This window comes from Bailinhaonella thermotolerans (assembly GCF_003594875.1).
GTDB lineage: Bacteria > Actinomycetota > Actinomycetes > Streptosporangiales > Streptosporangiaceae > Bailinhaonella > Bailinhaonella thermotolerans.
In genome coordinates this window covers 184,076-208,804 of the sequence record NZ_QZEY01000015.1, presented here as the reverse complement: position 1 = coordinate 208,804, position 24,729 = coordinate 184,076, and the positions used below count along the sequence as shown (strand labels likewise).

At 73.3% G+C, this 24,729-nt stretch carries 25 protein-coding genes; 5 read left to right on the top strand and 20 right to left on the bottom strand.

From position 1 onward, the window contains the following. Positions 1-294: 294 nt before the first annotated feature. Positions 295-1,944 carry a molybdopterin-dependent oxidoreductase gene (locus D5H75_RS30085; RefSeq protein WP_119929936.1) on the bottom strand — a complete coding sequence of 550 codons (1,650 nt, stop codon included), beginning with the start codon at positions 1,942-1,944 and terminating at the stop codon, positions 295-297. Positions 1,945-2,233: 289 nt separating this feature from the next. Here D5H75_RS30085 and D5H75_RS30080 point away from each other — a divergent pair, with 289 nt between their 5' ends. Further along, positions 2,234-3,028 (top strand): trypsin-like peptidase domain-containing protein, encoded by a 795-nt coding sequence (locus D5H75_RS30080; RefSeq protein ID WP_119929935.1) that lies wholly within the window; start codon positions 2,234-2,236, stop codon positions 3,026-3,028. A 1,474-nt stretch (positions 3,029-4,502) separates the two neighbouring features. Here D5H75_RS30080 and rdgB read toward each other — a convergent pair. The 11 genes from rdgB to clpS form a co-directional block, all read right to left on the bottom strand. Beyond that, the gene (gene rdgB, locus D5H75_RS30075) at positions 4,503-5,099 is read right to left on the bottom strand and encodes an RdgB/HAM1 family non-canonical purine NTP pyrophosphatase (RefSeq protein ID WP_119929934.1); all 597 of its coding nucleotides are present in this window, start codon (positions 5,097-5,099) and stop codon (positions 4,503-4,505) included. Further along, positions 5,096-5,815 carry a ribonuclease PH gene (gene rph, locus D5H75_RS30070; protein ID WP_119929933.1) on the bottom strand — a complete coding sequence of 240 codons (720 nt, stop codon included), beginning with the start codon at positions 5,813-5,815 and terminating at the stop codon, positions 5,096-5,098. The genes rdgB and rph overlap by 4 nt, the downstream gene beginning before the upstream one ends. Before the next feature lie 442 nt (positions 5,816-6,257). Continuing rightward, complete coding sequence (locus D5H75_RS30065; RefSeq protein ID WP_119929932.1) at positions 6,258-7,001, bottom strand: MBL fold metallo-hydrolase; 744 nt, start codon at positions 6,999-7,001, stop codon at positions 6,258-6,260. A gap of 30 nt (positions 7,002-7,031) precedes the next feature. Further along, positions 7,032-7,859, bottom strand: coding sequence for a glutamate racemase (murI, locus tag D5H75_RS30060; RefSeq protein WP_422674063.1), 828 nt, complete (start codon positions 7,857-7,859; stop codon positions 7,032-7,034). A 270-nt stretch (positions 7,860-8,129) separates the two neighbouring features. Next, positions 8,130-8,924, bottom strand: coding sequence for a thioesterase family protein (locus D5H75_RS30055; RefSeq protein ID WP_119929930.1), 795 nt, complete (start codon positions 8,922-8,924; stop codon positions 8,130-8,132). Between the two features lie 139 nt (positions 8,925-9,063). After that, entirely contained in the window at positions 9,064-10,011 is a 948-nt protein-coding gene (locus D5H75_RS30050) for a PLP-dependent cysteine synthase family protein (RefSeq protein WP_119929929.1), read from the bottom strand. A gap of 6 nt (positions 10,012-10,017) precedes the next feature. After that, complete coding sequence (locus tag D5H75_RS30045) at positions 10,018-10,290, bottom strand: MoaD/ThiS family protein (RefSeq protein WP_119929928.1); 273 nt, start codon at positions 10,288-10,290, stop codon at positions 10,018-10,020. A 242-nt stretch (positions 10,291-10,532) separates the two neighbouring features. Further along, positions 10,533-10,973, bottom strand: a complete 441-nt coding sequence (locus D5H75_RS30040) for a M67 family metallopeptidase (protein WP_119929927.1) — start codon at positions 10,971-10,973, stop codon at positions 10,533-10,535. A gap of 10 nt (positions 10,974-10,983) precedes the next feature. Beyond that, positions 10,984-12,006, bottom strand: coding sequence for an adenosine deaminase (gene add, locus D5H75_RS30035; protein WP_119929926.1), 1,023 nt, complete (start codon positions 12,004-12,006; stop codon positions 10,984-10,986). An 88-nt stretch (positions 12,007-12,094) separates the two neighbouring features. Further along, entirely contained in the window at positions 12,095-12,625 is a 531-nt protein-coding gene (locus tag D5H75_RS30030; protein WP_119929925.1) for a DUF2017 domain-containing protein, read from the bottom strand. A gap of 148 nt (positions 12,626-12,773) precedes the next feature. After that, on the bottom strand, positions 12,774-13,070 hold the full coding sequence (clpS, locus tag D5H75_RS30025) for an ATP-dependent Clp protease adapter ClpS (protein WP_119929924.1): 297 nt from the start codon (positions 13,068-13,070) through the stop codon (positions 12,774-12,776). Between the two features lie 39 nt (positions 13,071-13,109). Here clpS and D5H75_RS30020 point away from each other — a divergent pair, with 39 nt between their 5' ends. Further along, entirely contained in the window at positions 13,110-14,402 is a 1,293-nt protein-coding gene (locus tag D5H75_RS30020; protein ID WP_277949985.1) for a nicotinate phosphoribosyltransferase, read from the top strand. Between the two features lie 109 nt (positions 14,403-14,511). On the opposite strand, the gene D5H75_RS30015 is transcribed toward D5H75_RS30020, so the two are convergent. Together D5H75_RS30015 and D5H75_RS42020 are read right to left on the bottom strand one after the other, a co-directional pair. After that, positions 14,512-15,264, bottom strand: coding sequence for a class I SAM-dependent methyltransferase (locus tag D5H75_RS30015; protein WP_119929922.1), 753 nt, complete (start codon positions 15,262-15,264; stop codon positions 14,512-14,514). After that, positions 15,261-15,398 carry a hypothetical protein gene (locus D5H75_RS42020; protein ID WP_202638632.1) on the bottom strand — a complete coding sequence of 46 codons (138 nt, stop codon included), beginning with the start codon at positions 15,396-15,398 and terminating at the stop codon, positions 15,261-15,263. The genes D5H75_RS30015 and D5H75_RS42020 overlap by 4 nt, the downstream gene beginning before the upstream one ends. A 124-nt stretch (positions 15,399-15,522) precedes the next feature. On the opposite strand from D5H75_RS42020, the gene D5H75_RS30010 reads away from it, so the two are divergent. After that, positions 15,523-16,098 carry a nicotinamidase gene (locus tag D5H75_RS30010; RefSeq protein ID WP_119929921.1) on the top strand — a complete coding sequence of 192 codons (576 nt, stop codon included), beginning with the start codon at positions 15,523-15,525 and terminating at the stop codon, positions 16,096-16,098. A 46-nt stretch (positions 16,099-16,144) separates the two neighbouring features. After that, on the top strand, positions 16,145-16,414 hold the full coding sequence (locus D5H75_RS30005) for a hypothetical protein (RefSeq protein ID WP_119929920.1): 270 nt from the start codon (positions 16,145-16,147) through the stop codon (positions 16,412-16,414). Positions 16,415-16,432: 18 nt separating this feature from the next. Here D5H75_RS30005 and D5H75_RS30000 read toward each other — a convergent pair whose 3' ends face one another. From D5H75_RS30000 to D5H75_RS29990, 3 genes are all read right to left on the bottom strand, one after another. After that, positions 16,433-18,169, bottom strand: coding sequence for a DEAD/DEAH box helicase (locus tag D5H75_RS30000; protein ID WP_119929960.1), 1,737 nt, complete (start codon positions 18,167-18,169; stop codon positions 16,433-16,435). A gap of 184 nt (positions 18,170-18,353) precedes the next feature. After that, positions 18,354-19,070 (bottom strand): hypothetical protein, encoded by a 717-nt coding sequence (locus D5H75_RS29995; protein WP_147425310.1) that lies wholly within the window; start codon positions 19,068-19,070, stop codon positions 18,354-18,356. 89 nt (positions 19,071-19,159) lie between these two features. Further along, entirely contained in the window at positions 19,160-20,134 is a 975-nt protein-coding gene (locus tag D5H75_RS29990; protein ID WP_242454611.1) for a LacI family DNA-binding transcriptional regulator, read from the bottom strand. 322 nt (positions 20,135-20,456) lie between these two features. Between D5H75_RS29990 and D5H75_RS29985 the strand changes: the two genes are divergently transcribed. Further along, positions 20,457-21,392, top strand: coding sequence for a nucleoside hydrolase (locus tag D5H75_RS29985; RefSeq protein ID WP_119929917.1), 936 nt, complete (start codon positions 20,457-20,459; stop codon positions 21,390-21,392). A 306-nt stretch (positions 21,393-21,698) separates the two neighbouring features. On the opposite strand, the gene D5H75_RS29980 is transcribed toward D5H75_RS29985, so the two are convergent. From D5H75_RS29980 to D5H75_RS29970, 3 genes are all read right to left on the bottom strand, one after another. Further along, a complete protein-coding gene (locus D5H75_RS29980; RefSeq protein WP_242454610.1) occupies positions 21,699-23,087 on the bottom strand; it encodes an MFS transporter in 1,389 nt (462 codons plus the stop codon). A gap of 75 nt (positions 23,088-23,162) precedes the next feature. Then, positions 23,163-23,408: a hypothetical protein gene (locus D5H75_RS42015; RefSeq protein ID WP_202638630.1), complete on the bottom strand. Its 246-nt coding sequence runs from the start codon at positions 23,406-23,408 to the stop codon at positions 23,163-23,165. 79 nt (positions 23,409-23,487) lie between these two features. After that, entirely contained in the window at positions 23,488-24,558 is a 1,071-nt protein-coding gene (locus D5H75_RS29970) for a zinc metalloprotease (RefSeq protein WP_242454609.1), read from the bottom strand. Positions 24,559-24,729: the final 171 nt, after the last annotated feature.

Here is a 24,729-nt window from a genome sequence, read left to right as displayed (position 1 = left end):
GTGTCTGATATGTATAACCATCACGCCGCCCGGGACATTCCATCCGATTTGCCCCGGATTGACCGGCCACCCAACGCGGTCACCTGCGCGGCGACCGGTCATGACCGTTCCATGACGTGATGCCAGGTATAACGCATGGGGCCTATGGGTAATTCCGGGCGACTAATCCCAAATAACTACAGTACGCAGGTCGCTCGCTACCGAAGAAATACGAACCTCTGAATTTCCGCCCGATCACCCAAAGCGCTATCGCCACTCCCCGCCCGCGACGGCAAAAGGAAAAAGGGAGCGGGATCAAGGGGTGACGTCGACCGTGATGGTGTGCCAGCCTTCGGCCCCGTCGGGAGCCGGCTTGGTGCGGCGTTGGGGCTGGGTGTGCCCGGTGACGTCGGTGGCGCGCACCTCGATGCGGTGACGGCCCGGGGCGGCGTCCCAGTCGAGGGTCCACTGACGCCACGTGTCGGGCCCGGGGGTCTCGGCCAGGCGCGCCACCCGCCACTCCCCGCCGTCGATCCGCACCTCCACGGCGTCCACGCCACGGTGCTGCGCCCACGCCACACCGGCGACGGCCACCCGCCCGGCCTTCACCTTCGCGTCGTGCCGGGGCACGTCGATGCGGGACTGGGTCTTGATCGGGGCGCGTTCGGCCCAGCCGCGCGGGGTCCAGTAGGCCTGGTCCTCGGCGAAGCGCGTGACCTTGATGTCCACGACCCACTTCGTCGCCGACACGTAGCCGTAGAGCCCCGGAACCACCTGGCGCACGGGGAAACCGTGGCGCACCGGCAGGGCCTCGCCGTTCATGGCCACGGCGAGCAGCGCGTTCCGGCCGTCCAGCACCGTCTCGACGGGGGTGCCGCAGGTCCAGCCGTCCGCGGAGGTGGACAGGAGCATGTCCGCGCCCGGCCGTACGCCCGCCTCGCGCAGGAGGTCGGCCAGCGGGGCGCCGAGCCAGCGGGCGTTCCCGATCAGGTCTCCCCCGACCTCGTTGGACACGCAGGCCAGCGTGACGTCCGCCTCCGTCATCGGCCGCCGGAGCAGGTCCGCGTAGGTCAGTTCCAGGGGCCGGTCCACCAGCCCGTGCACGCGCAGCCGCCACTCCCCGGGCGCGACCTGCGGCACGATCAGCGCCGTGTCGATGCGGTAGAACGACTGGTTCGGTGTGACGAATGGCGACAATCCCGGCACCCGCAGGTCCGCCCCGGCGGGCAGTGCCTTCGCCGGCACCGCCGCCCGGGGCAGCGCGACCTCACTCCGCGCGGCCCCCACCTCCAGCCGCCCCGCCAGCGCCCGCCCGAGCGCGCCGCTGACCCCCGCCACCCCGAGCCCCGCCACGGCCCCCACCAGCACCCCGCGCCGGTTCACGCCCCCGCCGGCCGCGGCCCGCTCGTGCCGTACGGCGGGTGCGGGGTCATCCGGGGCGACATGCGCGTGGCGCTCGTCGCGCGTGCCGGTGGGCTCGGGTGATCCGCCGGCCGGCCGGGGCTCGTGCCGTACGGCGGGGGGCCGGGGGGCGGCGCGCGGGATCAGGATGCGGAGGGCGAGGGCGGCCGCGGCGATGCCGGCCAGGGTGGGGAACGGGTAGAGGGGGTCGGCGTCGGGACGGGAGAGGGCCGCGACCACGCCGATGACGGCGAAGACGGCCAGCCCCAGATAGCCGTAGAGGAGGCGCCGGGCGGCCAGGACGCCGAGGGCGGCGGCGATCGCGGCCAGGATGAGCAGGATCCCGGTGATCAGGACGATCTTGTCGTACACGCCGAAGGTGGCGATCGCCCAGTCCTTGACGGGGGCCGGGGTCGCGTCGACCACGGCGTCGCCCACCGCGAGCACCGGGAACGCACGGGGTTCGAGCAGGCCCGCGGCGAGCTGGGCGACGCCGATCGCCACGGCTCCGGTGACGACGCCCAGCAACGCGGCCCAGGCGCGGCCGCTCCCCCTCGTACTCATGGAAGCGACCGTACGCCCGCCCGCCCCCGCCGCGCCTTACCGACCGGTTACGGGAACCCATCGGCCACCGGATCCGGCCGGTCAGGGGAACCCACCGGATACGGGGACCGACCGGCCACGGGGACCGACCGGCCACGGGGACCGACCGGCTACGGGGACCGGCCGCCGGGCGGCGACCGCCAGAAGCGGAACCGGCCGCAGACCGCCTCTCCGGGGGCTTCGGAGGCGCAGTTCCGTATGCGGGGGCCGTGGCGGCTAGAGTCTTCGCCGGACCTAGGAGGATCTCGTCATGCGGCCGGCCCTTCCCTATCTCATCGTGGCGACGTTCATCGCCGCCGGACTCTTCGCCTGGGCTGCCGTGATCGCGCCCGCCGAGGCCGAGGGCCCGAGGACCGCCTCCGCCTCGCCGACGGTCACGCCGTCCTCCGCGCCGCTCCCCCGCACGGCGCCGGACTCCCGCACCCCGGCGGCGGTCAGGCGGGCACTGGCCTCGGTGGTCCGGATCACCGGCTCGGCCCCGCAGTGCGCGCGCCAGCCGGAGGGCACCGGTTTCGTGTACGCCCCGGAGCACGTGCTGACCGTCGCCCGCGCCGTCGCCGGGGTGCGGCGGCAGCTCCGGGTGACCTCGGCCGGCCGGGAGTACCCCGCCACCGTCGTGCGCTTCGACCCCGTGCGCGACGTCGCCGTACTGCGGGTGCGCGGCCTCCCCGCCAAGCCCCTGCGCTTCGACCCGGCCGGGCGCACCGCGACCCGCGCGTTCATCCCCGCCCTCCAGGACGGCGAGCCCACGCAGCCGGACCCCGTCCAGCTCCGCACCCGCCGGATCGCCGCCCTCTCCGACATCTACGACAAGCAGGACACTCGCCGCGAAGTCCTGACCGCCACCGCGCGCCTCGCCCCCACGACGCAGGGCGCCCCGCTCCTCTCGGACCGCGGCCAGGTCTACGGCCTCCTCTTCATCCCCACCTCCGGCCGCCCCCGCACCGTCTACGCCACCACCCCCGCACAGCTCACGGCCCTCACCGAATACGCCCGCCGCACCACCCGCCCCGCCCCCACCGGCCCCTGCCTCCCCACCCCCTGACCCAGCTCATGCCGTAGAAAGCACGCCCACACCGCGCGTGCTCGGTACCCCGGCCCCCAACTCCGCACGGCCGCCCGCCCCCACAACTCCTCTCGCAAGGCCCCGGCCCGGTTTAGGCCGTACGGCCAGCCACGGCCGTCTCCCATGCCCTACGGCCCGACCCCCTCCGCCCCCCATGCCGTGCAGCCCGGCCCCCGTCGCTTCCCATGCCGTACGGCCCGGCCCTCGCCGCCTCCCATGCCGTACGGCCCGACCCCCGCCGCTCCCCATGCCGTACGGCTAGCGCCGTGTCCGACACAGAGAATTTCTGGTGTCCACGCCGACCCCTTCGGGCAGTCCGCGCCGACATGAAGCAGCCTCCCCGTGCCGGGCTCCCCGTTCCCGGCGCAAGGCCAAAGCCTCGGGACCGCCCCCACCCCCACACGGAAGGGGAGCCAAGCACACCGACCCCGAGCCCGAGCCCGAGCCCGAGTCCGAGTCCGAGTCCGAGTCCGAGTCCGCCCAAGAGAACCACCAGAAGGAAGTGACCCGCCACCAAGACCCACGAGCCGGACCGCGCGTCACCCCACCCGCTCACGCCCGCCCGCCCGCACCCACGCGAGCCCTCTCCAACCACACGCCTCCCTCTCCGTGATCATGCAGTTTTGCGCACACCCTGTGATTAAAACTGCAAGATCACCGCGAGGTTTTCGAGGTACCGGGGAACGACGCGTCGAGGGCGCCCGACCTCGGCGAGCCGGGAAAGTGACACCTGATTCGCTTCCGGGCTTTCGGCGCACAGCGGGAACCGGTCGGCGAACACGTCGAGACTTTGCCCCGAGTAGGCGAAACCCCAGAAGTGGGTCGGCCGACCGCCAAAGACCCACGAGCCCCAACTCCGCGCCGCGCGAGGCACCGGCGAGCGCCGGCCAGTGCCAACCCAGGCGGCGGACCCCCTTCCGCCGCATGCCCTCTCCGTGATCATGCAGTTTTGCGCACACCCTGTGATTAAAACTGCAAGATCACCGCGAGGTTTTCGAGGTGCCGGGGATCGACGCGTCGAGGGCGCCGACCTTGGCGGGCCGGGAAGGTGACACGTGATCACCGCGAGGTTTTGGGGGTGGGTGGTGGCGCGGTTGTGAGGAGGTGGCGGGAGGGTGGGGTGGGGGTCCCTGGGGATTCGGGTCGAGGAGGAGGGCGGGGAACTCGGCGCGGGGAACTCGGCGCGGGGCGGCTGCTTCGTGTCGGGGTGGACTGCCTGAAGGGGTTGGCGTGGACGGCAGGAATTCGGGCGTCGGACAGCGCGCCAGCCGTACGGCGGGAAACCTTCCCCTGGGCGCTCCGCGCTGAGGGGTCGCAGCGCCGCGATCCCGAGCCGCACGTCCGCGTCCACGCCGTACGCCGGGGCGAGCGCGACCGCGACCCCGCACGCGAGGTGTGATCATGCGGTTTGGTCACGGGTGTGTTCAAACCGCATGATCACGGCGGGGAAGGGTCAGGTCAGGAGGGTGGCTATTTGGGGGGCCAGGGCCCGGAAGGCGCGGCCTCGGTGGCTGATGGCGTTCTTCTCTTCGGGGGTGAGCTCGGCGGTGGTGCGGGTGTCGCCGTCGGGGACGAGGATGGGGTCGTAGCCGAAGCCGCCGGTGCCGCGCGGGGCGCGGATGACGCGGCCCTCCAGGCGGCCCTCGGCGACGCGCTCGGTGCCGTCGGGGAGGGCCAGGGCGGCGGCGCAGGCGAAGTGCGCGGCGCGGTGCTCGTCGGGGACGTCGCCGATCTGGGCGAGGAGGAGGTCGAGATTGGCCTTGTCGTCGCCGTGGACGCCGGACCAGCGGGCGGAGAAGACGCCGGGCATGCCGTTGAGGGCGTCGACGCACAGGCCGCTGTCGTCGGCGATCGCGGGCAGGCCGGTGGCCTTCGCGACGGCGTGCGCCTTGATCAGGGCGTTCTCGGTGAACGTGAGGCCGGTCTCGGGGATTTCGCCGATCTCGGGGTAGTCCTCCAGGCCGACGAGGGGCCGCGTCAGGCCCGCCTCGGCGAGGATGTCGCGGAGCTCGGCGATCTTGCCCTGGTTGCGGGTGGCGAGGACGATCATGCGGACAGAGCCTCCCGCTGGAGCAGGGTGAGTTCCTCGCAGCCGGCCACGGCCAGGTCGAGGAGGCGGTCGAGCGTCGCGCGGTCGAACGGCGTCGCCTCGGCCGTGCCCTGGACCTCGACGAACGCGCCGTCGCCGGTCATCACGACGTTCATGTCGGTGTCGGCCGCGACGTCCTCGGTGTAGCAGAGGTCGAGCAGCGGCTCGCCCTTCACCACGCCGACGCTGACCGCCGCCACCGAGTTGATCAGCGGCTTGCCCGGGCACATCCGGCGCTCGGTCATCCAGGCGATCGCGTCGGCCAGCGCGACGTAGGCGCCGGTGATCGCCGCCGTGCGCGTGCCGCCGTCGGCCTGGAGGACGTCGCAGTCGAGGACGATGCTGTTCTCGCCCAGCGCCTTGTAGTCCACGCAGGCCCGCAGCGAGCGCCCGATCAGCCGGGAGATCTCGTGGGTCCGCCCGCCGATCTTGCCGCGCACCGACTCGCGGTCGTTCCGGGTGTTCGTCGCGCGGGGCAGCATGGAGTACTCGGCGGTGACCCAGCCGAGCCCGCTCCCCCGCCGCCACCGCGGCACCTCGCCCTGCACCGTCGCCGCGCAGAGCACGCGCGTGCCGCCGAACTCCACCAGCACCGATCCCTCGGCCTGCTTGAGCCAGCCGCGCTGGATCGAGACCGGGCGGAGCTGATCGGGATTACGTCCATCGGAGCGAGCCATTCCCCCAGCCTAGCGCCGGTGATCAGCCATCCCGCCCACTGACACCACTCCCGGCCGGAGCCCGCGCGCCCCGCCCGCCGCCCGCGCGCCCCTCCCCGCGCCGGCCGGGTCTCCCGCCCGCCGTACGGCCGCGCCGGGCCGGACGGACGAATCACCGGTGTCCGCGCCCGCCCCTGCGGGCACCCCGCCCCCACGAGAAGCAGCCGCGACGTGCCTGGCTCCCCGTCGCCCGCGCCAGGACGAACGCCTCGGGACCGGTGCGGCCCCACCCCCCACCCGCCCGGCGGAACCGGTACGGCCCGCACCCTCCGATCCGCCCCACGGGACCGGTGCGGCCCCGCCCCCGCCGCGCCCCGGAGACCGGCACGGCCCCCGCCCGCCGAACCGCCCCAAGGAGAAGAATCCGGAAGAACCCCTCCGAGAAGCACGCGGGGAAGCGGCCTCAGTACGTGGCGCCGCTTCTCGCCAGCTCGATCCGCCCCTCGTAACCCGCCGTCCGCGCGTCCCGCAGGATGTCCCGGGGGTCGAACCAGGGGACGAGGTGGGTGAGGACGAGGGTCTTCGCCCCGGCCTCGGCCGCGTGCTCGGCGGCCTGGCGCCCGGTCAGGTGGAGGTCGGTCGGCAGGTTCGGGACGTCGAGGAACGACGCCTCGCACAGCAGCACGTCCGCGCCGCGCGCCAGCCGTACCAGGGCCTCGGACTCGCCGGTGTCGGCGGAGTAGGCGATGGAGCGGCCGCCGTGGGAGACGCGGAAGCCGTACGTCTCGACGGGGTGGTTCATGCGCGCCGTGGTGACCTCGAACGGCCCGATCCGGCGCGTGCCTTCGCCGAGCGTCCGGAAGTCGAACGCCTTCTCCAGCCCAGGCTCCTCCGGCATGCCGTACGCCGCGGCCAGGCGGCGGGGTGCGTCGGCCGGGGCGTACACCGGCACGCGGTCGAGGGGGCCTTGCGGGGTGTAGGTGCGCACGACGTGGTACGAGCACAGGTCGAGGCAGTGGTCGGCGTGCAGGTGGGACAGGCAGATCGCGTCCACGTCGTAGAGCCCGTGGTGGCGCTGGAGCGCGCCGAGCGCGCCGTTGCCCAGGTCGAGCAGCATCGAGAAGCCCTCGGCCTCGAAGAGATAGCAGGACGCCGGGCTGTCCGGCCCCGGAAAGCTCCCGGCGCATCCAATGATCGTGAGCCGCATCGGCGCCGCCTCCTCCTTCTCGGTCGTCTCCTAACCCACGGGCGCCAGTTGCACGGCCTGGATCTCCGGCCCCAGGAACCTGCGCCCCAGCGTGGCGAACAAGGTGGTGTCCCCCGTCGCGAGGAATCGGTGGGCCGGCGGCTCCGGCGTGGAGTCCCGGGCCATTCCCCGGTCGTGCAAGATGCGGTAGACGTCCTTGGCGGTCTCCTCCGCGCTGGACACCAGCGTCACGGAGTCGCCGACGACATAGGAGATGGCCCCGGTGAGCAGGGGGTAGTGCGTGCAGCCGAGGATCAGCGTGTCGCACCCGCCCGTCAGCACGGGCTGGAGATACTCGCGCGTCACCTCGATGAGCTCCTCACTCATCGTCTCCCCCCGCTCCACGAACTCAACCAGCCGCGGCGCGGCCACGCGCGTGAGGTTGACGTGCGGCGCGGCGGCGAACGCGTCGTCGTACGACATGGACGCGATGGTGGCACGGGTCGCGATCACGCCGACCCTCCCGTTGCGGGTGGCGCGCACGGCCCGCCGCGCGGCGGGCTGGATGACCTCCACGACGGGCACGTCGTACCGCTCGCGGGCGTCGCGCAGCACCGCCGAGCTCGCCGTGTTGCACGCGATGACGAGCATCTTCACGCCCTGCTCGACGAGGTGGTCCAGGCATTCGAGGGCGGCCGCGCGCACCTCGGCGATGCTCTTGGGTCCGTACGGCAGGCGCGCGGTGTCGGCCATGTAGGTGATCGGCTCGTGCGGGAGCTGGTCCATGACCGCCCGCGCGACGGTCAGCCCGCCCACCCCGCTGTCGAAGATCCCCAGGCTCGCTTCGCGCACGTTTTCCAAGGTAGACGCCCCCCGCATGACCAAATACGTCATAGTCCACAGATCGGCTTCACGTTACTCCCCTTTCACCCCCTGCCCGTCCCCGCCCACCCGTCGGACCGGTCACACCCGGCAGGCCCCCGCCCGGGCCCCGGCGTGCCGTACGGCCGGAGCGCGGCCCGCCGTACGGCACGAGCCCGCCGCGCGGCGTGGGCCCGCCGCGCCGTACGACCTCGGTCCGGCCGGGCGGCCGGGACCGGGCCGGGCGGGAGCGCGGGGCGGCGCGCCGTACCCGGCGACCGGAAGGGGTCAGCCCCGGCCGACGCGGGCGAGCTGGCGGGACTGGGCGACCAGGCGGCCGGCGGAGTCCCAGACCTCGACCTCCTCGTCGAACCAGCCGTCGCGGACCAGCCGGCCGCTGCCGAGCAGCGTGAGCCAGCCGGGCGCGGGCAGGGCGCGCAGGTGCCAGGTCAGCTCCACCGTCGGGGCCCAGCCCCGGGCGCCCAGCGAGAACACCGTCGGGGGGAGCGCGTCCACGGCGAGCGCGATGACGTAGGGGTCGGGGTCCTGCTCCTCGGCCAGCCGGAAGTACGCCCGCATCTCCGGCCGCCCGATGGGCTCCCCGCGCAGCCAGCCCAGCGACGGCGGGTCGAAGCGCAGGTCCATCTTGTCGTTGAGCGTCATGTTGGACTCGGGCTTGGGCGGCGGCAGCGTGACGCAGTCCTCCACCGGGGGCAGCGCGGCGGCCGGGTCGCCGGTCCAGACGGGCTCGGCGTCCGGGTCGAGGGTCGCGGTGGTGACCAACGTCTCCAGCACGGGCCGCCCGTCCTGGACGAGCGTCGCGCGGGTCATCGCGGCGGTGCGGCCGGCCTTGAGCGGGGCCAGCTCCACCTGTGCGGGCCCGGTGACGGGGACGCGGAGGAACTGGGCGCTGGTCGAGACGGGATGGGCGTGCGGCGAGGCGTCGGTCACGGCCCTCAGCAGCACGGCCAGCAGGTAGCCGCCGTTGAGAGCCTGCCCGATCGCGAATCCGGGGTCGAGGCAGACGTCGTAGGTGTTCTCGTCCACCCGATGGGCCTGAGTCGCTTCGTCGAACTTCGTCATCCGGGCCCTCTACTCGAACAAAATTCGGGAGTGCCCCAACAATACAGACGCCCCGCCCGCCACCCCTAGCAAGATCCGCTGTGGCCCCCGCCACTTTCCGGCTCCCGGGGGAGGGACGCGGGCGGGAGGGCCGGGCGGGTCAGGCCCAGAGGTGCCCGTCGAGGCGGTCCTCCGCCTCCTCCAGCTCGCCTTCGTAGGCGCCGGTCGAAAGGTACTTCCAGCCGCCGTCCGCGACCAGGAAGACGATGTCGGCGCGCTCACCGGCCTTGACCGCCTTCGCGGCCATGCCGAGGGCGGCGTGGAGGGAGGCTCCAGTGGAGATCCCGGCGAAGATGCCCTCCTCCGCCAGGAGTTCGCGCGTACGGCGGAGCGCGTCGTGCGACCCGACCGAGAAGCGCGTGGTGAGGACGGACTCGTCGTACAGCTCGGGCACGAAGCCCTCGTCCACGTTGCGCAGGCCGTACACCAGCTCGCCGTACCGGGGCTCGGCGGCCACGACGGAGACGCCGGGGACGTGCTCGCGCAGGTAGCGGCCGACGCCCATGAGGGTGCCGGTGGTGCCGAGACCGGCGACGAAGTGGGTGACCGAGGGGAGGTCCGCGAGGATCTCCGGGCCGGTGGTCTCGTAGTGGGCGCGGGAGTTCGCCTCGTTGCCGTACTGGTAGAGCATCACCCAGTCGGGGTGCTCGGCGGCCAGGCCCTTGGCGACCCGCACCGCCTCGTTGGAGCCCCCGGCGGCGGGCGAGAAGATGATCTCCGCGCCCCACATCCGGAGGAGCTGCGCGCGCTCGGCCGAGGTGTTCTCCGGCATCACGCAGATGAGCCGGTACCCCTTGAGGCGGGCCGCCATCGCCAGGGAGATCCCGGTGTTGCCGCTGGTCGGCTCCAGGATCGTGCACCCGGGCCGGAGCAGCCCGTCCTTCTCGGCCTGGGCCACCATCCACAGCGCGGGGCGGTCCTTCACCGAGCCGGTCGGGTTGCGGTCCTCCAGCTTCGCCCAGATCCGCACGTCGGCGGAGGGCGAGAGGCGGGGCAACCCGACCATCGGCGTGCGCCCGACCGAGTCGAGCAGCGAGTCGAAGCGCATCGGTGCTCAGCCGCCCGCGACGGCCGGCAGCACGGTGACGGTGTCGCCGTCGGCGACGGGGGTGGACAGGCCGCCCAGGAAGCGGACGTCCTCGTCGTTCAGGTAGACGTTGACGAAGCGGCGCAGCCCCTCGCCCTCGACCAGCCGGTCCCGCAGGCCCGGGTGGCGGGCGTCCAGGTCGCCGATCAGCTCGTCGAGCGTGCCGCCCTTGCCCTCCACGGCCTTGGCGCCGTCGGTGTAGGTGCGCAGGATCGTCGGGATTCGAACCTCGATAGCCATGACAGTCTCCATCGTCGTGCCTATGGGCGCACAACAGCGCCCGCGGGCGGGGGATTCCAGCGGCGGGGAACCAGGCGCCCCGCCGAGGGGCGCCCGGCTCAGCGGCCGGAACAGTCGTAGACGACGACGGCGGGGGTGTGACCGAACAGGAAGTTCTGCACGGCGGACACACGCGCCCCGCGGAAACCCTGATCGACCGTCTTCATGACCCTCAGCTTACCGTTCTGGCCTCTCGTGCCCACTCAGGCGTAGGACTCGACGACGCGGACCTCTTCCTCGGTCACCTCGCCGTCCAGGATCCGGTACGACCGGAATTCGACGCCGTCCACGACGAGCCGGTCGGTCTCCAGGTCCTCCCGGGTCGAGACCAGCACGTAGTGGGCCTGCGGCTCCATGGCGTACGAGATGTCCGTCCGCGAGGGGTACGCCTCGGTGGAGGTGTGCGAGTGGTAGATCACGACGGGTTCCTCGTCGCGGTCGTCCATCTCGCGCCACACCTTGAGCTGCTCGATGGAGTCGAAGCGGTAGAACGTCGGCGAGCGCTCGGCGTTCGTCATGGCGACGAACCTGGTGGGCCGGTCCGACCCCGCGGGACCCGCGATCACGCCGCAGGCCTCGTCCGGGTGGTCGGCGCGGGCGTGGGCGATGATCCGGTCCACCAGATCACGGGTGATCGTCAGCATGGACCGAAGATTAGCCCCTGGTCGCGGCCACGACCGAGTCGATCTCGGCAAGGATCTCCTTCTTGCCCACCTCGTCCAGGTACGACGACGTCACGGCCGTCCGCGACAGATCGGCCAGCTCGTTGACGCCGAGCCCGAAGGCCCTGGCGACCGCGCGGTACTCCCCGCTCAGGGTGGTGCCGAACATGGGCGGGTCGTCGCTGTTCAGCGTGACGACCAGGCCCGCCTCCAGCATGCGCGGGAACGGGTGGTCCTCGATGGCCCCGACCTGCTTGGTGCACACGTTGGACGTCGGGCAGACCTCCAGCGGGATCCGGTTGTCGCGGAGGTACGCCATCAGCCGCTCGTCCCGGACGCAGGCGATGCCGTGGCCGAGGCGCTCGGCCTTGAGCCCCTCGAGCGCCTCCCACATCGTCTCCGGCCCGGTCATCTCCCCCGCGTGCGGGACGCTGTGCAGCCCGGCGGCGACCGCGGCCCGGAAGGCGTCGCGCAGCTCGTCGCGGATCGCCGCCCGGCTCTCCTCGATGCCGCCCATGCCGAACCCGACCAGCGCCTCCGGCGGGTGGTTCAGCGCGTGCTCCAGCGTCCCGCGCACCGAGTCGGCGCCCCACTCCGCGGGGATGTCGAAGATGTAGGCCACGCGGATGCCGTACCGCTCGCGCGCCTTCCTGGACGCGATGTCCAGGGCCTCGGTGACCTCGGGCATCGGCATGCCCAGGCGCTGGTGAGAGTACGGCGTGACGGTCAGCTCGACGTAGCGCGTGTTCTGCGCGGCGAGGTCGCGGGCCGCTCCGAGCACGAGCGTGGCCACGTCCTCGGGGGTGGTCACGACCTCGTTGACCGCCTCGTACACCTCGGCGAAGTGCGGGAAGTCGCGGAACTCGAAGAAGTCCCGCAGGCCGGAGAGGGTCCCGGGCAGCCGGTGGCCGGGGTGCCGGGCGGCGAGTTCCAGGACGGTCTCGGGCGAGGCCGAGCCCACCAGGTGGACGTGCAGCTCGGCCTTGGGGAGGGAGTCGATGAAAGCGTCGATCATCCACGTGACGCTAGGCGCTCAAATCCGACAGGACCAAGCAGAACCGCGCTTTCTCACATCAAGATGTCAAAAACCCTCCCAGGACCCGTCACCAGAGGGCGCGGACGAGGGAGTCCTGGAGGAAGGTCAGCCAGTCGTACGTCACGAAGACGGGGTAGCGCGGGTCGTCCTCGGACATGCGGGCTATCTCCTCGTGCGTGTCCTCGGTGACCTCCAGCCGCACGCCGAGCGCGAGCCGTACGTCGTTGAGGGAGCGCAGCCAGGCGCGCGCCTGCTCGGCGTCGAGGACGGCCTCGCCGGGGTTCGCGGTCTCCAGCACGACCGCGGCGTCGGCGCGCTTGCCCTCGCGGAGCTGGCCCTCGGTGTAGCGGCGGAACTCGCCCGCGGCCTCGGGGTCCTCGGGGTAGGCGTCGGGGAACAGCCGCGCGAGCACGGGGTCGGCCGGGGTGGCCGCGGACGCGGAGATGCCCACCGCGCGGGCGAGCGGGTCGTCGTGCGTCTCCGGGGGCTCGACCAGGCCCATGAGCTGGGACACCAGGGAACGCAGGATCGCCACCTCGCCGGCGTCCAGGCGCAGCGCGACGCCGCCGCCGGGAGCGGGCGCGAAGTTGCCGTTCACGCGCGCTCTCCCCTCGCTTCCCGCCGCCGTGTGGCCGTTACCCGTGTGGCCGTTCCCCGTGGGGCCGTTCCCCGTGTGATCGTCCCCGGCCCGCCCGGCCGTCGTGCGCCCGGTCGCCGTACGGCCGGTCGCCGGGTGCGCGGATCGGTCACGCCTTGTCCTGCTGGACCGTCGCCCACAGGCCGTAGCCGTGGAGGATCTGCACGTCGCGCTCCATCTCCTCGCGGGTGCCGCTCGCGACCACCGCCCTGCCCTTGTGGTGGACGTCGAGCATCAGCTTCTCGGCCTTGGACTTCGGGTAGCCGAAAACCGTCTGGAAGACGTACGTGACGTACGACATCAGGTTCACCGGGTCGTTCCACACGATCGCCAGCCACGGCAGGTCGGGCCGCACGTCCTGGTGGACGTCGGGACGTTCGAGCTCGACCGGTGCAGTGGTACCCACCTCTCCATGGTGCACCACCGGGGCAATAATCTTCACATCGTGGCTACTAGCACGGCGTTGCTCACCGATCACTACGAGCTGACGATGCTGGAAGCGGCGCTGCGCAGCGGCGCCGCCCATCGGCGGGCCGTTTTCGAGGTCTTCGCCCGGAGGCTGCCCGAGGGGCGGCGCTACGGCATCGTCGCGGGCACCGGGCGGGTGCTCGACGCGCTGGAGAACTTCCGGTTCGGCCCGGAGGAGCTGGACTTCCTGCGCGAACGCCGGATCGTGGACGAGTCCACCCTGCGCTGGCTGTCCGAATACCGCTTCTCCGGCGACGTGTACGGCTACCGCGAGGGCGACGTCTACTTCCCCGGCTCGCCGATCCTCGTCGTGGAGGGCACGTTCGCCGAGGCGGTCATGCTGGAGACCGTCATCTTGTCGATCCTCAACCACGACTGCGCCATCGCCTCGGCGGCCTCGCGGATGACGCACGCCGCCGGGGGCCGCCCGCTGATCGAGATGGGCTCACGCCGTACGCACGAGATGGCGGCGGTGGCGTCGGCCCGGGCGGCGTACATCGCGGGGTTCGCGACGACGTCGAACCTCGCGGCGGGGCGGCGCTACGGCATCCCCACGGCGGGGACGGCGGCGCACGCGTTCACGCTGCTGCACGACAGCGAGGCGGACGCGTTCAAGGCGCAGCTCGCCTCGCTCGGGCCCGGGACGACCCTGCTGGTGGACACCTACGACGTGGAGCAGGCGGTGCGCACGGCCGTCGAGCTGGCCGGACACCGGCTGGGCGCGGTCCGGATCGACTCCGGGGACCTGGCGCTGGCCGCGGGCGAGGTGCGCCGGCTGCTCGACGCGCTGGGGGCCGACCAGACCCGGATCGTGGTCACCGGCGACCTGGACGAGCACTCGATCGCCGCCCTGGCCGTCGCCCCCGTGGACGGCTACGGCGTCGGGACGTCCCTGGTCACCGGCTCCGGCGCGCCCACCGCGTCCCTCGTCTACAAGCTCGTGGCGCGCGCCGACGAGTCCGGGGAGCTCAAGCCGGTGGCGAAGCGCTCGGTGGGCAAGCCCAGCGTGGGCGGGCGCAAGCACGCGTACCGTCGCTTCGACGAGTCGGGCACCGCCGTGGCCGAGATCGTCTGCGCGCACTGCGACGTGCCCGGCCCGTCGGACCGGCCGCTGCTCGCCCAGCTCGTGAGCGGCGGGGAGATCGTGGGCCGCGAACCGCTCGCCGACGCCCGCGCCCGCCACGCCCGTGCCATCGCCGAGCTCCCGGCCCCCGCCCTCCAGCTCTCCCGGGGCGACGTGGCCATCCCCACCACCCTGATCACCGCCTGACCACCGTTTTCCGGCGGCCGGCTCTCCGGCGGCCGGCCGGACGCGGCCGCCCGCCGCACGGCGAGGTGGGAGCACGCCGTACGGCGGGCCGGGCCCGATGGGGCCGCCGCTAGCGGATGGCGGCGATCACGGCGTCGTCGAAGCCGCGCCAGATCTCCGAGGCGGCGTCGAAGCCGGCCGCCCGCAGCGTGTCCAGGTGCCAGGAGGCCGGGGGCATGAACTCGACGGAGGCGTGGTCGCCGCTGAAGAACGCGGTGCGCTCGGCCACCGCGTCGGCGAGCTTGGGGTCCTCGGCGGCGGCCTGCCACCACTGCTTCCAGTCGAGCACGCCCTCGGCGCGCAGGGACTCCTGGTCGCGCTCGCGCTTGGCGTTCACCGCGCCGGCGAAGCGCGGGTGCAGCGCGGGCATGTGGTCGGCGTTGGTGAAGACGCCGCCGGGGCGGAGCACGCCGGCGAGGTCCCGGTAGAGGCGGGTCAGGCCCTTCTCGTCGAACCAGTGCAGCGCGGTCGCGGTCACGACGGCGTCGAACTCCCGCTCCGGCAGCCGGGACGTCCAGTCCGGCTCACCCAGGTCGGCGCGGACCACGGTCACCCGCTCGCCCAGGCTCTCCCGCGCCAGGATGAGCAGCGCGGGGTCCACGTCCACGGCGACGATCCGGGCGTCCGGCAGCCGCTCCAGCAGCCGGTGGCTGAGGCTGCCCGGCCCGCAGGCCAGGTCGAGGATGCGCGGCGAGCGCCCGGTGACGCTCTCGACCAGCTCGAACATGGCCGCGAAGCGCTCCTCGCGGTCGGGCATGTAGTACTCCTGCTGGCGGTCCCAGCTCTCCAGCCAGCTCCCGGCCCAGTCCGTCGTCACCGTCATCGCGCCTTCCTGCTCAGGTTGAACCGCCCCGCCGACCGGCGCCGGGGGAACACGTGCCGCCGCTGCTCGGCGGCCTCGCGCAGCGCGTCGTCCTGCCGCGCCCGGATGTACTCCTCCATGAAGTGCGGAGTCACAGGTCTCTCCTCGTAATACCCTGCATCGCTCTACGCCCCTTACATTAACCCCCTCCGGTAATACCCGCAACCCGACTCGGACCCTTACGTCTCCTTCTCGTCGGGGTGACATAAGGTCGGGGGTATGACTAAGGCTCTGGTCATCGTCGACGTGCAGAACGACTTCTGTGAGGGCGGCAGCCTGCCCGTGAACGGCGGCGCCGAGGTGGCGGAGGCGATCACCGCCTACGTCGCCAAGCACCAAGGCGAGTACGCCCATGTGGTCGCCACCCGCGACTACCACGTGGACCCCGGCCCCCACTTCTCCGAGACCCCGGACTACGTGGACTCCTGGCCGGCCCACTGCGTCGCCGGGACGGAGGGCGCGGCCTTCCACCCCGCCTTCGACACCACCCCCGTGGAGGCCGTCTTCAGCAAGGGCGCCCACAGCGCGGCCTACAGCGGCTTCGAGGGCTCCACCGAGGACGGCGAGAGCCTGGCCGACTGGCTCAGGTCCCGCGGCGTGGACAAGGTGGACGTCGTGGGCATCGCCACCGACCACTGCGTCCGGGCCACCGCCCTCGACGCCAAGAAGTCCGGCTTCGACACCGAGGTCCTCCTCGACCTCACCGCGGGCGTGGCCCCCGAGACCAGCGAGAAGGCCCGCGCCCAGCTCCGCGAGGCCGGCGTGACCCTCACCGGCGCCCCGATCGTCCGCTGACGCCCTCTACCGCCAGGAGCGCTCCGGGGGCATCATCGTGCCCACCATGTGGCGCGATCACCGGAGCCGGCGCCTCTGGTTCGTCGTCGGCTGCCTGCTCACCGCCCCCGCCGTGCTCCTCGGCGCGGCGGGCGCGCTCGGCATGTCCGGCGTGGAGTCCATCCTGGGCGCGAAGATCGGGGACATCGACCCGGCCGCCCTGCTGATGGCGTTCGTCCCCGCCGTCCTGGGCGTCGCCGCCTGGCGCGCCGCCCTCCGCGCCCAGCACTGGCAAGAAACCGACACCACCCAATCCGCCGAACGGACGGAAAGGTAATCGAATCGCAAAGGGGGGTCAGCGGGAGGGGCGGGTGGCCCATTGGCGGATCTTGGCGATGCGGTCGCGGAGCTGGTCGGCGGTGGCCTGGGCTACCGGGGGGCCGCCGCAGGCGCGGCGGAGTTCGGAGTGGATGACGCCGTGGGGCTGGCCGGTGCGGTGGTTCCAGGCGCCGACCAGGCCGTTCAGCTCCTTGCGGAGGTTGGCCAGCTCCTCGTGCGGGCTCATCGCCGGCTCGGGCCGCTCCTTGGCCTCGTTCTTGCGGCGGGCGGCGAGCTGGTCGGACTGGCGCTTGCGGAGCAGGACGGCCACCTGGTCGGGCTCCAGGAGGCCGGGGAGGCCGAGGAAGTCCTCCTCCTCGGGGGAGCCGGGGGCCGCCGAGGTGCCGAACTCGCCGCCGTCGAAGAGGACGCGGTCGAAGGTGGCCGACGCCTCCACGGTCTCGAACGGCAGCTCGTCGGCCACCGCGTCCGGGGTGTCCTTCTTGCGGTTGGCGTCCTCCAGCGCCGAGTCGTTGAGGAAGTCGTCGTCGGGGAGCCTCTTGTCCAGGACGTGGTCGCGCTCGGCCTCCATCTCGCCCGCGAACCCCATGAGCACCGGGACGGACGGGAGGAAGACCGACGCGGTCTCGCCGCGCTTGCGGGCACGCACGAAACGGCCGATGGCCTGGGCGAAGAACAGCGGCGTCGAGGTCGAGGTGGCGTAGACGCCCACGGCCAGGCGCGGGATGTCCACGCCCTCGGAGACCATCCGGACCGCGACGAGCCAGCGTTCCTCGCTCGCCGAGAACTGCTTGATCTTCTTGGACGCGCCGGGGTCGTCGGACAGGACGACCGTCGCGCCCTGCCCGGTGATCGTGCGCAGGTGCTTGGCGTACGCCCGGGCGCTCTCGTGGTCGGAGGCGATGACCAGGCCGCCCGCGTCGGGCATGCCCCGCCGTACCTCGGTCAGCCGGCGGTCGGCCGCCGCGAGCACCTGGCGGATCCAGTCGCCCTTGGGGTCCAGCGCGGCACGCCACGCCTGCGAGAGCTGGTCCTTCGTGAGCGGCGTGCCCAGGGTCGCGGTGATGTCGTCGCCCGCGCGCGTGCGCCAGCGCATCTCGCCGGCGTAGGCCAGGAAGATCACCGGGCGTACGACGCCGTCGGCGAGGGCCGGGCCGTACCCGTAGGAGTAGTCGGACACCGAGCGCAGGACGCCCTCGCCGTCCTCGACGTACGACACGAACGGGATCGGGTTCGTGTCGGACCGGAACGGGGTGCCCGTCAGGGCCAGCCGGCGCGCGGCGGGCTCGAACGCCTCGCGCACGCCGTCGCCCCAGGACTTGGCGTCGCCGGCGTGGTGGATCTCGTCGAAGATCACCAGGGTCTTGCGGGCCTCGGTGCGGGCGCGGTGCAGCGCGGGGTGCATCGCGACCTGGGCGTACGTGATCGCGACGCCGGTGTAGTCGCGCGAGGTGGTGCCCTGGCTGTTCTTGAACTCCGGATCGATCGCGATGCCGACCCGGGCGGCGGCGTCCGCCCACTGCCGCTTCAGGTGCTCGGTGGGCGTGACAATCGTCACAGCGCGGATGACGCCGGTGGCGAGCAGCTCGCTGGCGATCCGCAGGGCGAAGGTCGTCTTGCCCGCTCCCGGGGTCGCCACCGCGAGGAAGTCGCGGGGGGCCTGGCGGAAGTAGAGGTCGAAGGCCTCCTGCTGCCAGGCGCGCAGCTTGGGCGCGGTGCCCCAGGCCGCGCGGTCGGGATACGCGGGCGGCAGGTTGGACGCGGCTGACGGGGAGGCAAAGGTGCTCACGGTGGCACAAGAGTAGTCGGAGAGACCGACAGGACGTGCCGTGAGCCGTGGTTGTTTCGCAACCCGGCCCCGGCGTGATATGCCGCCCGGCCGTCCTGTGGTACGGCCCGGGGCGGGCCCGCCCCGGGCCCCCTCACGCGGTACGGCGTCAGCCCAGGCGGAGGCCGCGCACGACCGCGTCGATCGCGGCGCGGCGGTCGTCCCCGTCGGGCTGGGCCAGGCCCACGATCATCACCGCCCGTCCGTCCCGGGCGAGCACGACCACGGCTCGCAGGTACGCCGGCGGGGTCAGCTCGTCGTAGACCGCGCCGACCTCGCGGGAGTACGCGGGCCGGCCCCCGATGGTCAGCGGCCCCTCCTCCCCCGGCCGCAGCGGCCTGGCGTGCAGGAACAGCGCGGCGTAGCGCTCGGACACCTCGGCCGCCGCCCGCCGCAGCGACTCGCCCTCCTCCGGCGGGTCACCCGGCCCGTCCCACGGCCCCACCAGCACCGCCGCCGCCGCGATCGAGCCGTCCTCCCTCCGCTCGTCCAGGGAGATGCCCGAGGTGAACGACGTGGTGGACGCCTCGGCCCCGCGCGTCCACCCGTCCGGAACCGCGTAGCTCACGCGCGCCACGGGATCGCTCAGCCGCTCCTCGCCCGGCCCGGCCGCGCCCCGGATCAGCAGCACCGCCCCCACCCCGGCCAGGACCGCCGCCGCCACCAGCAGGGCCGCGCCCCACGACCGCCGGGCCTGCCGCGGCGGCACCGGCCTGCGGTAGTGCCTGCCCGAAGGCGGCAGTTCGTCCTCGTCCGCGGAGGGGAACATCGGCCGCACCCCGGGCGGCAGCCCGCCGTCCCCGGCCCTCCCGCGCCCCTCCTGCACCACGCCTCCCTGATCGCGCGGCCGTCCGCCCTGGACCCCGAGTATCCGCTCCCGGGGCCCTCCCGTCACCCGCTCGGGCGGTGCGGGGCTCAGGGGCTGGTGGAGGCGCGGATCACCAGGGTCGGGGAGACCGCGATGCGGCAGGGGGGACGGGCGGGGGCGGGGGGCGCGGTCAGGAGGCGGACCGCCTCGGTGGCCAGTTGCGGCACGGGCTGGCGGACGGTGGTCAGCGGGGGGTCGGTGAGGGCGGCGTAGCCGATGTCGTCGAAGCCGGCCACCGAGACGTCGGCGGGGACGCGCACCCCGGCGGCGCGCAGTTCGCGGAGGAGGCCGACGGCGATCTGGTCGTTGCCGCAGAGGATCGCGTCGGGCAGGTCGCCGGACGCGTGCAGCTCGCGGGCGGCCCGGCGGCCGTGCTCGACGCTGAAGTCGCCCAGGGCGCGGGCGGCGACGGTCACCCCGGGGCGGGCGGCCACGGCCCGCTCGAACGCCTCCAGGCGCACGCGGGCGGTCGAGCCGGCCGGGGCCCCGCCGACGAAGGCGACGCGGCGGGCCCCCCGGTCGGCCAGGTGGGCGACGGCCTGGTTCACGCCGGACTCGTCGTCCACGCCGACCCAGTCGGTGACGTCGCCCTCGACGTACCGGTCCATCTGCACGGTCGGCACGCTCCGCGCCGCCTCGCGTACGGCGGGCACGCTGGCCGTGGCGTCGCAGGGGGTGATGACCAGGCCGTCCACCTGGCGTTCGAGGAGGGCGCGGACGCGGCGGGCCTCGATCGCGGGGTCGTGGCGCGAGTCGCACAGGAGCAACTCGCGGCCGGACCCGGCGAGGTCGTGCTCGACGGCCTCGACGATCTGGGTGAAGAAGGGGTCGCCGATGCCGGGGACGACCATGCCGACGATGCGCGTGCTCTGGCCGCGCAGGGCCTGGGCCACGGTGTTCGGGCGGTAGTCGAGCTCCTCGGCGGCACGCTGGACCCGGTCGGCCACGTCCGGGGTGACCCGGCGGCGGCCGGAGAGAGCCCGGGACGCGGTGGCGATCGAGACCCCGGCCCGGCGTGCCACATCGTGGATCGTCGCCCTGTCACTGCTGGACAATCGTTTACCCAATGCTCCCCGTGAAGACCTGGTACGCATTGTGATCGGCCGGTCGCGTGGCCGCAAGTCCGTACGCCGGACCCGGGCGGGATACTCGGAAATCCCGCCCCTGACGGCGTTTCGGCGGTCTACCCTCTCCGTCCGGGGTTGCGGGATGATCGTGATTTGGGTACGTTTTACGGGAAAACGATTACCCGCCGGAAGCGCCAGGGGTGCTGTAGCGATACAGGGGCCGAGACAGGGCCCGGCGCCGGCGGGGCCGATCACGCGGACGCCCCAGGGAGTGGCGATGCCCGTTCCGGTGATCCTCGACTGCGACCCCGGCGTGGACGACGCCCTGGCGATCGTCCTGGCCGCCGCCGATCCGGCGATCGACCTGCTGGCGATCACCACGGTCGCGGGCAACGTCGGCCTCGACAAGACCACGCGCAACGCCCGCCGCGTCTGCGACCTCGCGGGCATCACCGGCGTCCCGGTGGCCGCCGGGTGCGACCGGCCGCTGGCGCAGGACCCGCACATCTCCGACCACACGCACGGCGAGAGCGGCCTGGGCCCGCTGACGGTCGGCGAGCCCGAGACCCCGCTGGCCGGCGAGCACGCCGTGGACCTGATCCACCGCCTCCTCGGCGAGAGCGAGACCCCGGTGACGATCATCGCGGTGGGCCCGCTCACGAACATCGCCACGCTGTTCCGGCGGTACCCCGGGGACCGCTCCCGCGTCGCCCGCGTCGTGATCATGGGCGGCTCGACGGAGCGCGGGAACGCCATGCCGTACGCCGAGTTCAACACCTACGCCGACCCCGAGGCCGCCGACGAGGTGCTGCGGTCCGGCGTCCCGACCGTCTGGCACGGGCTGAACGTCACCTACCAGGCGCTGGCCACCCCGGACATCATCGAGTCGATCGCCGCCCTCGGCACCCCGCTCGCCGACGCGTGCGTCCAGCTCATGACGTACTACGCCGAGTCCTACCGGACCGTCTGGCGCGTCCCGCACCCGCCCGTCCACGACGCGGTCGCCGTGGCGTACGTCATCGACGAGTCCCTCATCGAGTGCGCCCACACCGCGCTGCGGGTCGAGCTGCGGGGCGAGCACACGCGCGGCGCGACCGTCGCCGACCTGCTCGGCCGTACGGACTGGGAGCCCAACGCCCACGTCGGGGTCACCCTGGACGCGGCCCGCTTCTGGCCGCTCCTCGTCTCGGCCATCCGCACCCTCGGCGCCTGACCCCGGCCGCATCGCCCCCCGGCCTGGCCTCCCCGCCCCTCATCGGCTCGCCACCTCTCGTCGTGATCATGTGGTTTCAAGCACAGGGTGTGCGTAAAACCGCATGATCACGGCGAAGGTGAGGCCCGGGGGCATGCCTCCGGGACGCACAACGCCGGGGACGAGAGGCACGAGACGCGCAGGCACGGGACGCGCTGGGGCGGGGTGCATGGAACGCGCGACGCGTAGGGCGCGCGACCCGTGGGGCGTGGGCATGTGGGGCGCGGGGTGTGCGGGGGGCGCGGCGTCGGGGTGGGGGCGGGTGGGTCAGCGGGTGCGCATGCGGGCGGACAGGCCGGTGCCGGCCAGGGCGATCGCCGCCATGAGGGCGAAGGTCACCGCGATGCCCAGCGGGAGGTTCCCGTGGCCGATGCCGTTGGTGATCGCGCCGCCGAACCCGACCGCGAGCGCGGAGCCGAGCGTGTCCGCGACCTGGAGCGCGGCGGAGTTGCGCCCCTGCTCCTCCGGCGCCGACTGCTGCATCATCAGCACGTTCACGCTGGCCACGCCGAGTCCCATGCCGAGCCCGGCGACGATCCAGGCCGGGACCGAGACCCAGCCGGTGATCGCGGGCACGACCGCCAGGATCGACAGGAGCACGCCCGCCGCCACCAGCACCGTGGCGGCCCGGACCAGCGTGACCCGGTCGTACGACCGCCGGCTCTGCAGGTAGGAGCCGAGGGACCAGCCGAGCGCGCCCGTCGTGAGGGCGATCCCGGCCTGCGCGACCGTGAAGCCGCGCACGTCGTGCAGCATCAGCGGGATGAAGGCGTTGACGCCGAAGAACGCCGCCGCCAGCACCGCGCGCATCACGATCGTCGTGGGCAGCCCGCGGGCGAACCGCAGCGCCCCGGCCGGCAGCAGCCGGGGCAGGCCCGCGCCCAGGAGGACGAGCCCGGCCAGCGCGGCGGGCACCGCGAGCGCCGGCCCGGTGTGCAGCCGCTCGACCCCGAACAGCAGCAGCCCCGCGCCGACCATGACCGCCGTCGCGGCGAAGGTACGGCCCCAGGCCCAGCGTCCGGCGGGAGCCGTACGGTCCTCGGCGCCGGCGGAGCGCAGCACGGGGATCAGCATGATCACGCCGGGCACGACCAGCGGCACGATGGCCAGGAACACGGCCCGCCAGGAGGCCAGGTCGGCCACGACGCCGGCGATGGTGGGCCCGATGATCGACGGGAGCACCCAGGCGGCCGACAGCGCGGCGAAGACGCGGGGCCGCAGCGCGTCGGGGTACGCCCGCGCGATCATGACGTAGATCGTGACGATGACCGCGCCGCCGCCGAAGCCCTGGATCGCGCGGGCCGCGATGAACAGCTCCTTGCCCGGGGCGAGGCCGCCGAGCACCATGCCCGCGCCGAACACGATCACGCCCAGCAGGAACGGCACCCTGGGCCCGTGCCGGTCGGACCACTGACCGGCGACGACGTTCATGAACAGGCCGGCCATGAGGAACGTGGAGAAGCTCCACGCGTACAGGTCGAGCGCCTTCAGGTCCACGGAGACCTCGGGCATCACGGTGCCCACCGCCATCGCCTCGAACGCGATCAGCGTGACCACGAGCAGGATGCCCAGCGTGGTCGCGCGGTAGCGGGCGGTCAGGATGGAGGTCTTCGAATCTTCCGCGGGAGGGGACTTCAGGTCCGGGGAGGCGCTCACCGAGTTAGGGTACGCGTCCGTATCGTTTGGTACCAACCGAACAAGGATCGGCAAACCCTCCCGAATCCCCCCAGGTCACCACAACCCTGACCCGGCGCCGTCACCGCGGCCGGAGCGGACTCGGCGACGGGCCAGACCCAGAACCGAGCCGGCGCCGAGGCCGACGCCGAGGCCGGTGCCGGAGCCTGGGCCCAAGCCGATGCCGGAGGCGAAGCCGATGCCGGAGGCGAAGCCGATGCCGGAGCCCAAGCCGATGCCCGAGCCCAAGCCGATGCCCGAGCCCAAGCCGATGCCGGGACCCAAGCCGATGCCGGGACCCAAGCCGATGCCGGAGGCGAAGCCGATGCCGCCGCCGGAACCGGAACGGAGGCGAGACGGTCCCGCCCGCGCCCCGGGTCGGTCAGAGGCCGGTGCCCGGCAGCAGTCCGGGCTTGCGCATCTGCTCCTGCGGCGGCGACCCCGCCACCCGGTACGCCCGCCACACCGCGCGCATCCGATCCGCCTGCCCGCGCGTGAACTCCCGCATGCACCGGTCGTGCGCGTAGTCCATGAAGTTGTGGATCGGGTCCGCCCCCGGCGCCTTGCACGTGTCCTTGAACTTCGGGCAGCCCTCGGTCGGCGTCGCCTCCGGCGGGGTGTCCGCGACCCGGTCCCCCCGGCCGTGGCAGCCGTTCTCGAAGGTGTGCAGCAGCCCGAGCCAGTGCCCGATCTCGTGCACGCCGGTGTACCCGTGGTCGAAGTCCTTCAGCGACCCGCCCGGCGTCGTCCGCCAGTCGATCACCACGCCGTCGAGCCGCGGCTCCCGCTCGTACCAGTGAGGATAGGTCGAGTACCCCAGCATGAGCCGGCTGAGCTGGGCGATGTAGAGGTTCAGCGTCTCCGGGCCGCCCCGGCGCAGCGCGGTCTTCATGGCCTGCTCGTTGTTGAGCGGGTCGCGGAACCACTCGGCGTTGACCTTGCGGTCCACGCCCGCCAGCCGGAACCGCACGCCGGTGTCCACGCCGCCCTTCCGGCCGCCGTAGGCGTCGTTCAGCACCGCGATCTGGCGCTTCACGTCGGCGTCGGTCGCGCCCTTGCGCCCGTCGGTGATCACGTGCACCCGCACCGGCACCACGAGCTCCTGCCGGGCCATCCGGGCCCCCGGCGCCCGGCGCAGCCGCTCGTCCATCTCCGCGAGGTCGCGCGGCCCCGGCTGGTAGGGCTCGCGCCCCTCCGGCCGCGCCATCCGCGCCGCGCCGGCGTACGGCTCGCGCGCTCTCCCCGCGCGCGCCTCGAGTTCGGCGTGGTGTGCCCCCCGCCCGAAGCCGTGCGCCGCGTGGCCCGCGCCGTACGGCTCTCGCGCGCCTCCGGCGAGGTGCGCGGCCGCGGGCTCGCAGGTGTCGCGAGCGGGCCCGGCGGCGGTCGCCGTACGGCTGGAGGGCACGGTGAGGCAGCCCAGGGCCGCGGCGAAAGCGAAGGTGGCGGCGGTCACACGCCGATGCATACATCCCCCGATGCGTCGCCGCGCGGGGCACGGCGAACCCCCGTGCGCCCCCGCAGGGGATCCGCGCTCCCCCACGCGCTGATCCAACCCTGCCGACGCTAACGTGTCAGGGCTCGGCCAGGGGCGAACAACACGTGGAATTGACCCTCACGGGGCGCG

Coding starts and splice junctions, on each gene's coding strand:
- add (WP_119929926.1), bottom strand. CDS start 12,006: ATGATCGACGCTTTCATCGACTCCCTCCCCAAGGCCGAGCTGCACGTC.
- D5H75_RS30085 (WP_119929936.1), bottom strand. CDS start 1,944: ATGAGTACGAGGGGGAGCGGCCGCGCCTGGGCCGCGTTGCTGGGCGTC.
- D5H75_RS30065 (WP_119929932.1), bottom strand. CDS start 7,001: ATGCGGCTCACGATCATTGGATGCGCCGGGAGCTTTCCGGGGCCGGAC.
- D5H75_RS30045 (WP_119929928.1), bottom strand. CDS start 10,290: ATGGCTATCGAGGTTCGAATCCCGACGATCCTGCGCACCTACACCGAC.
- D5H75_RS29985 (WP_119929917.1), top strand. CDS start 20,457: ATGCCCGTTCCGGTGATCCTCGACTGCGACCCCGGCGTGGACGACGCC.
- D5H75_RS30050 (WP_119929929.1), bottom strand. CDS start 10,011: ATGCGCTTCGACTCGCTGCTCGACTCGGTCGGGCGCACGCCGATGGTC.
- D5H75_RS30040 (WP_119929927.1), bottom strand. CDS start 10,973: ATGCTGACGATCACCCGTGATCTGGTGGACCGGATCATCGCCCACGCC.
- D5H75_RS30005 (WP_119929920.1), top strand. CDS start 16,145: ATGTGGCGCGATCACCGGAGCCGGCGCCTCTGGTTCGTCGTCGGCTGC.
- murI (WP_422674063.1), bottom strand. CDS start 7,859: ATGCGGGGGGCGTCTACCTTGGAAAACGTGCGCGAAGCGAGCCTGGGG.
- D5H75_RS30055 (WP_119929930.1), bottom strand. CDS start 8,924: ATGACGAAGTTCGACGAAGCGACTCAGGCCCATCGGGTGGACGAGAAC.
- D5H75_RS30015 (WP_119929922.1), bottom strand. CDS start 15,264: ATGACGGTGACGACGGACTGGGCCGGGAGCTGGCTGGAGAGCTGGGAC.
- D5H75_RS30010 (WP_119929921.1), top strand. CDS start 15,523: ATGACTAAGGCTCTGGTCATCGTCGACGTGCAGAACGACTTCTGTGAG.
- D5H75_RS30080 (WP_119929935.1), top strand. CDS start 2,234: ATGCGGCCGGCCCTTCCCTATCTCATCGTGGCGACGTTCATCGCCGCC.
- rph (WP_119929933.1), bottom strand. CDS start 5,815: ATGGCTCGCTCCGATGGACGTAATCCCGATCAGCTCCGCCCGGTCTCG.
- rdgB (WP_119929934.1), bottom strand. CDS start 5,099: ATGATCGTCCTCGCCACCCGCAACCAGGGCAAGATCGCCGAGCTCCGC.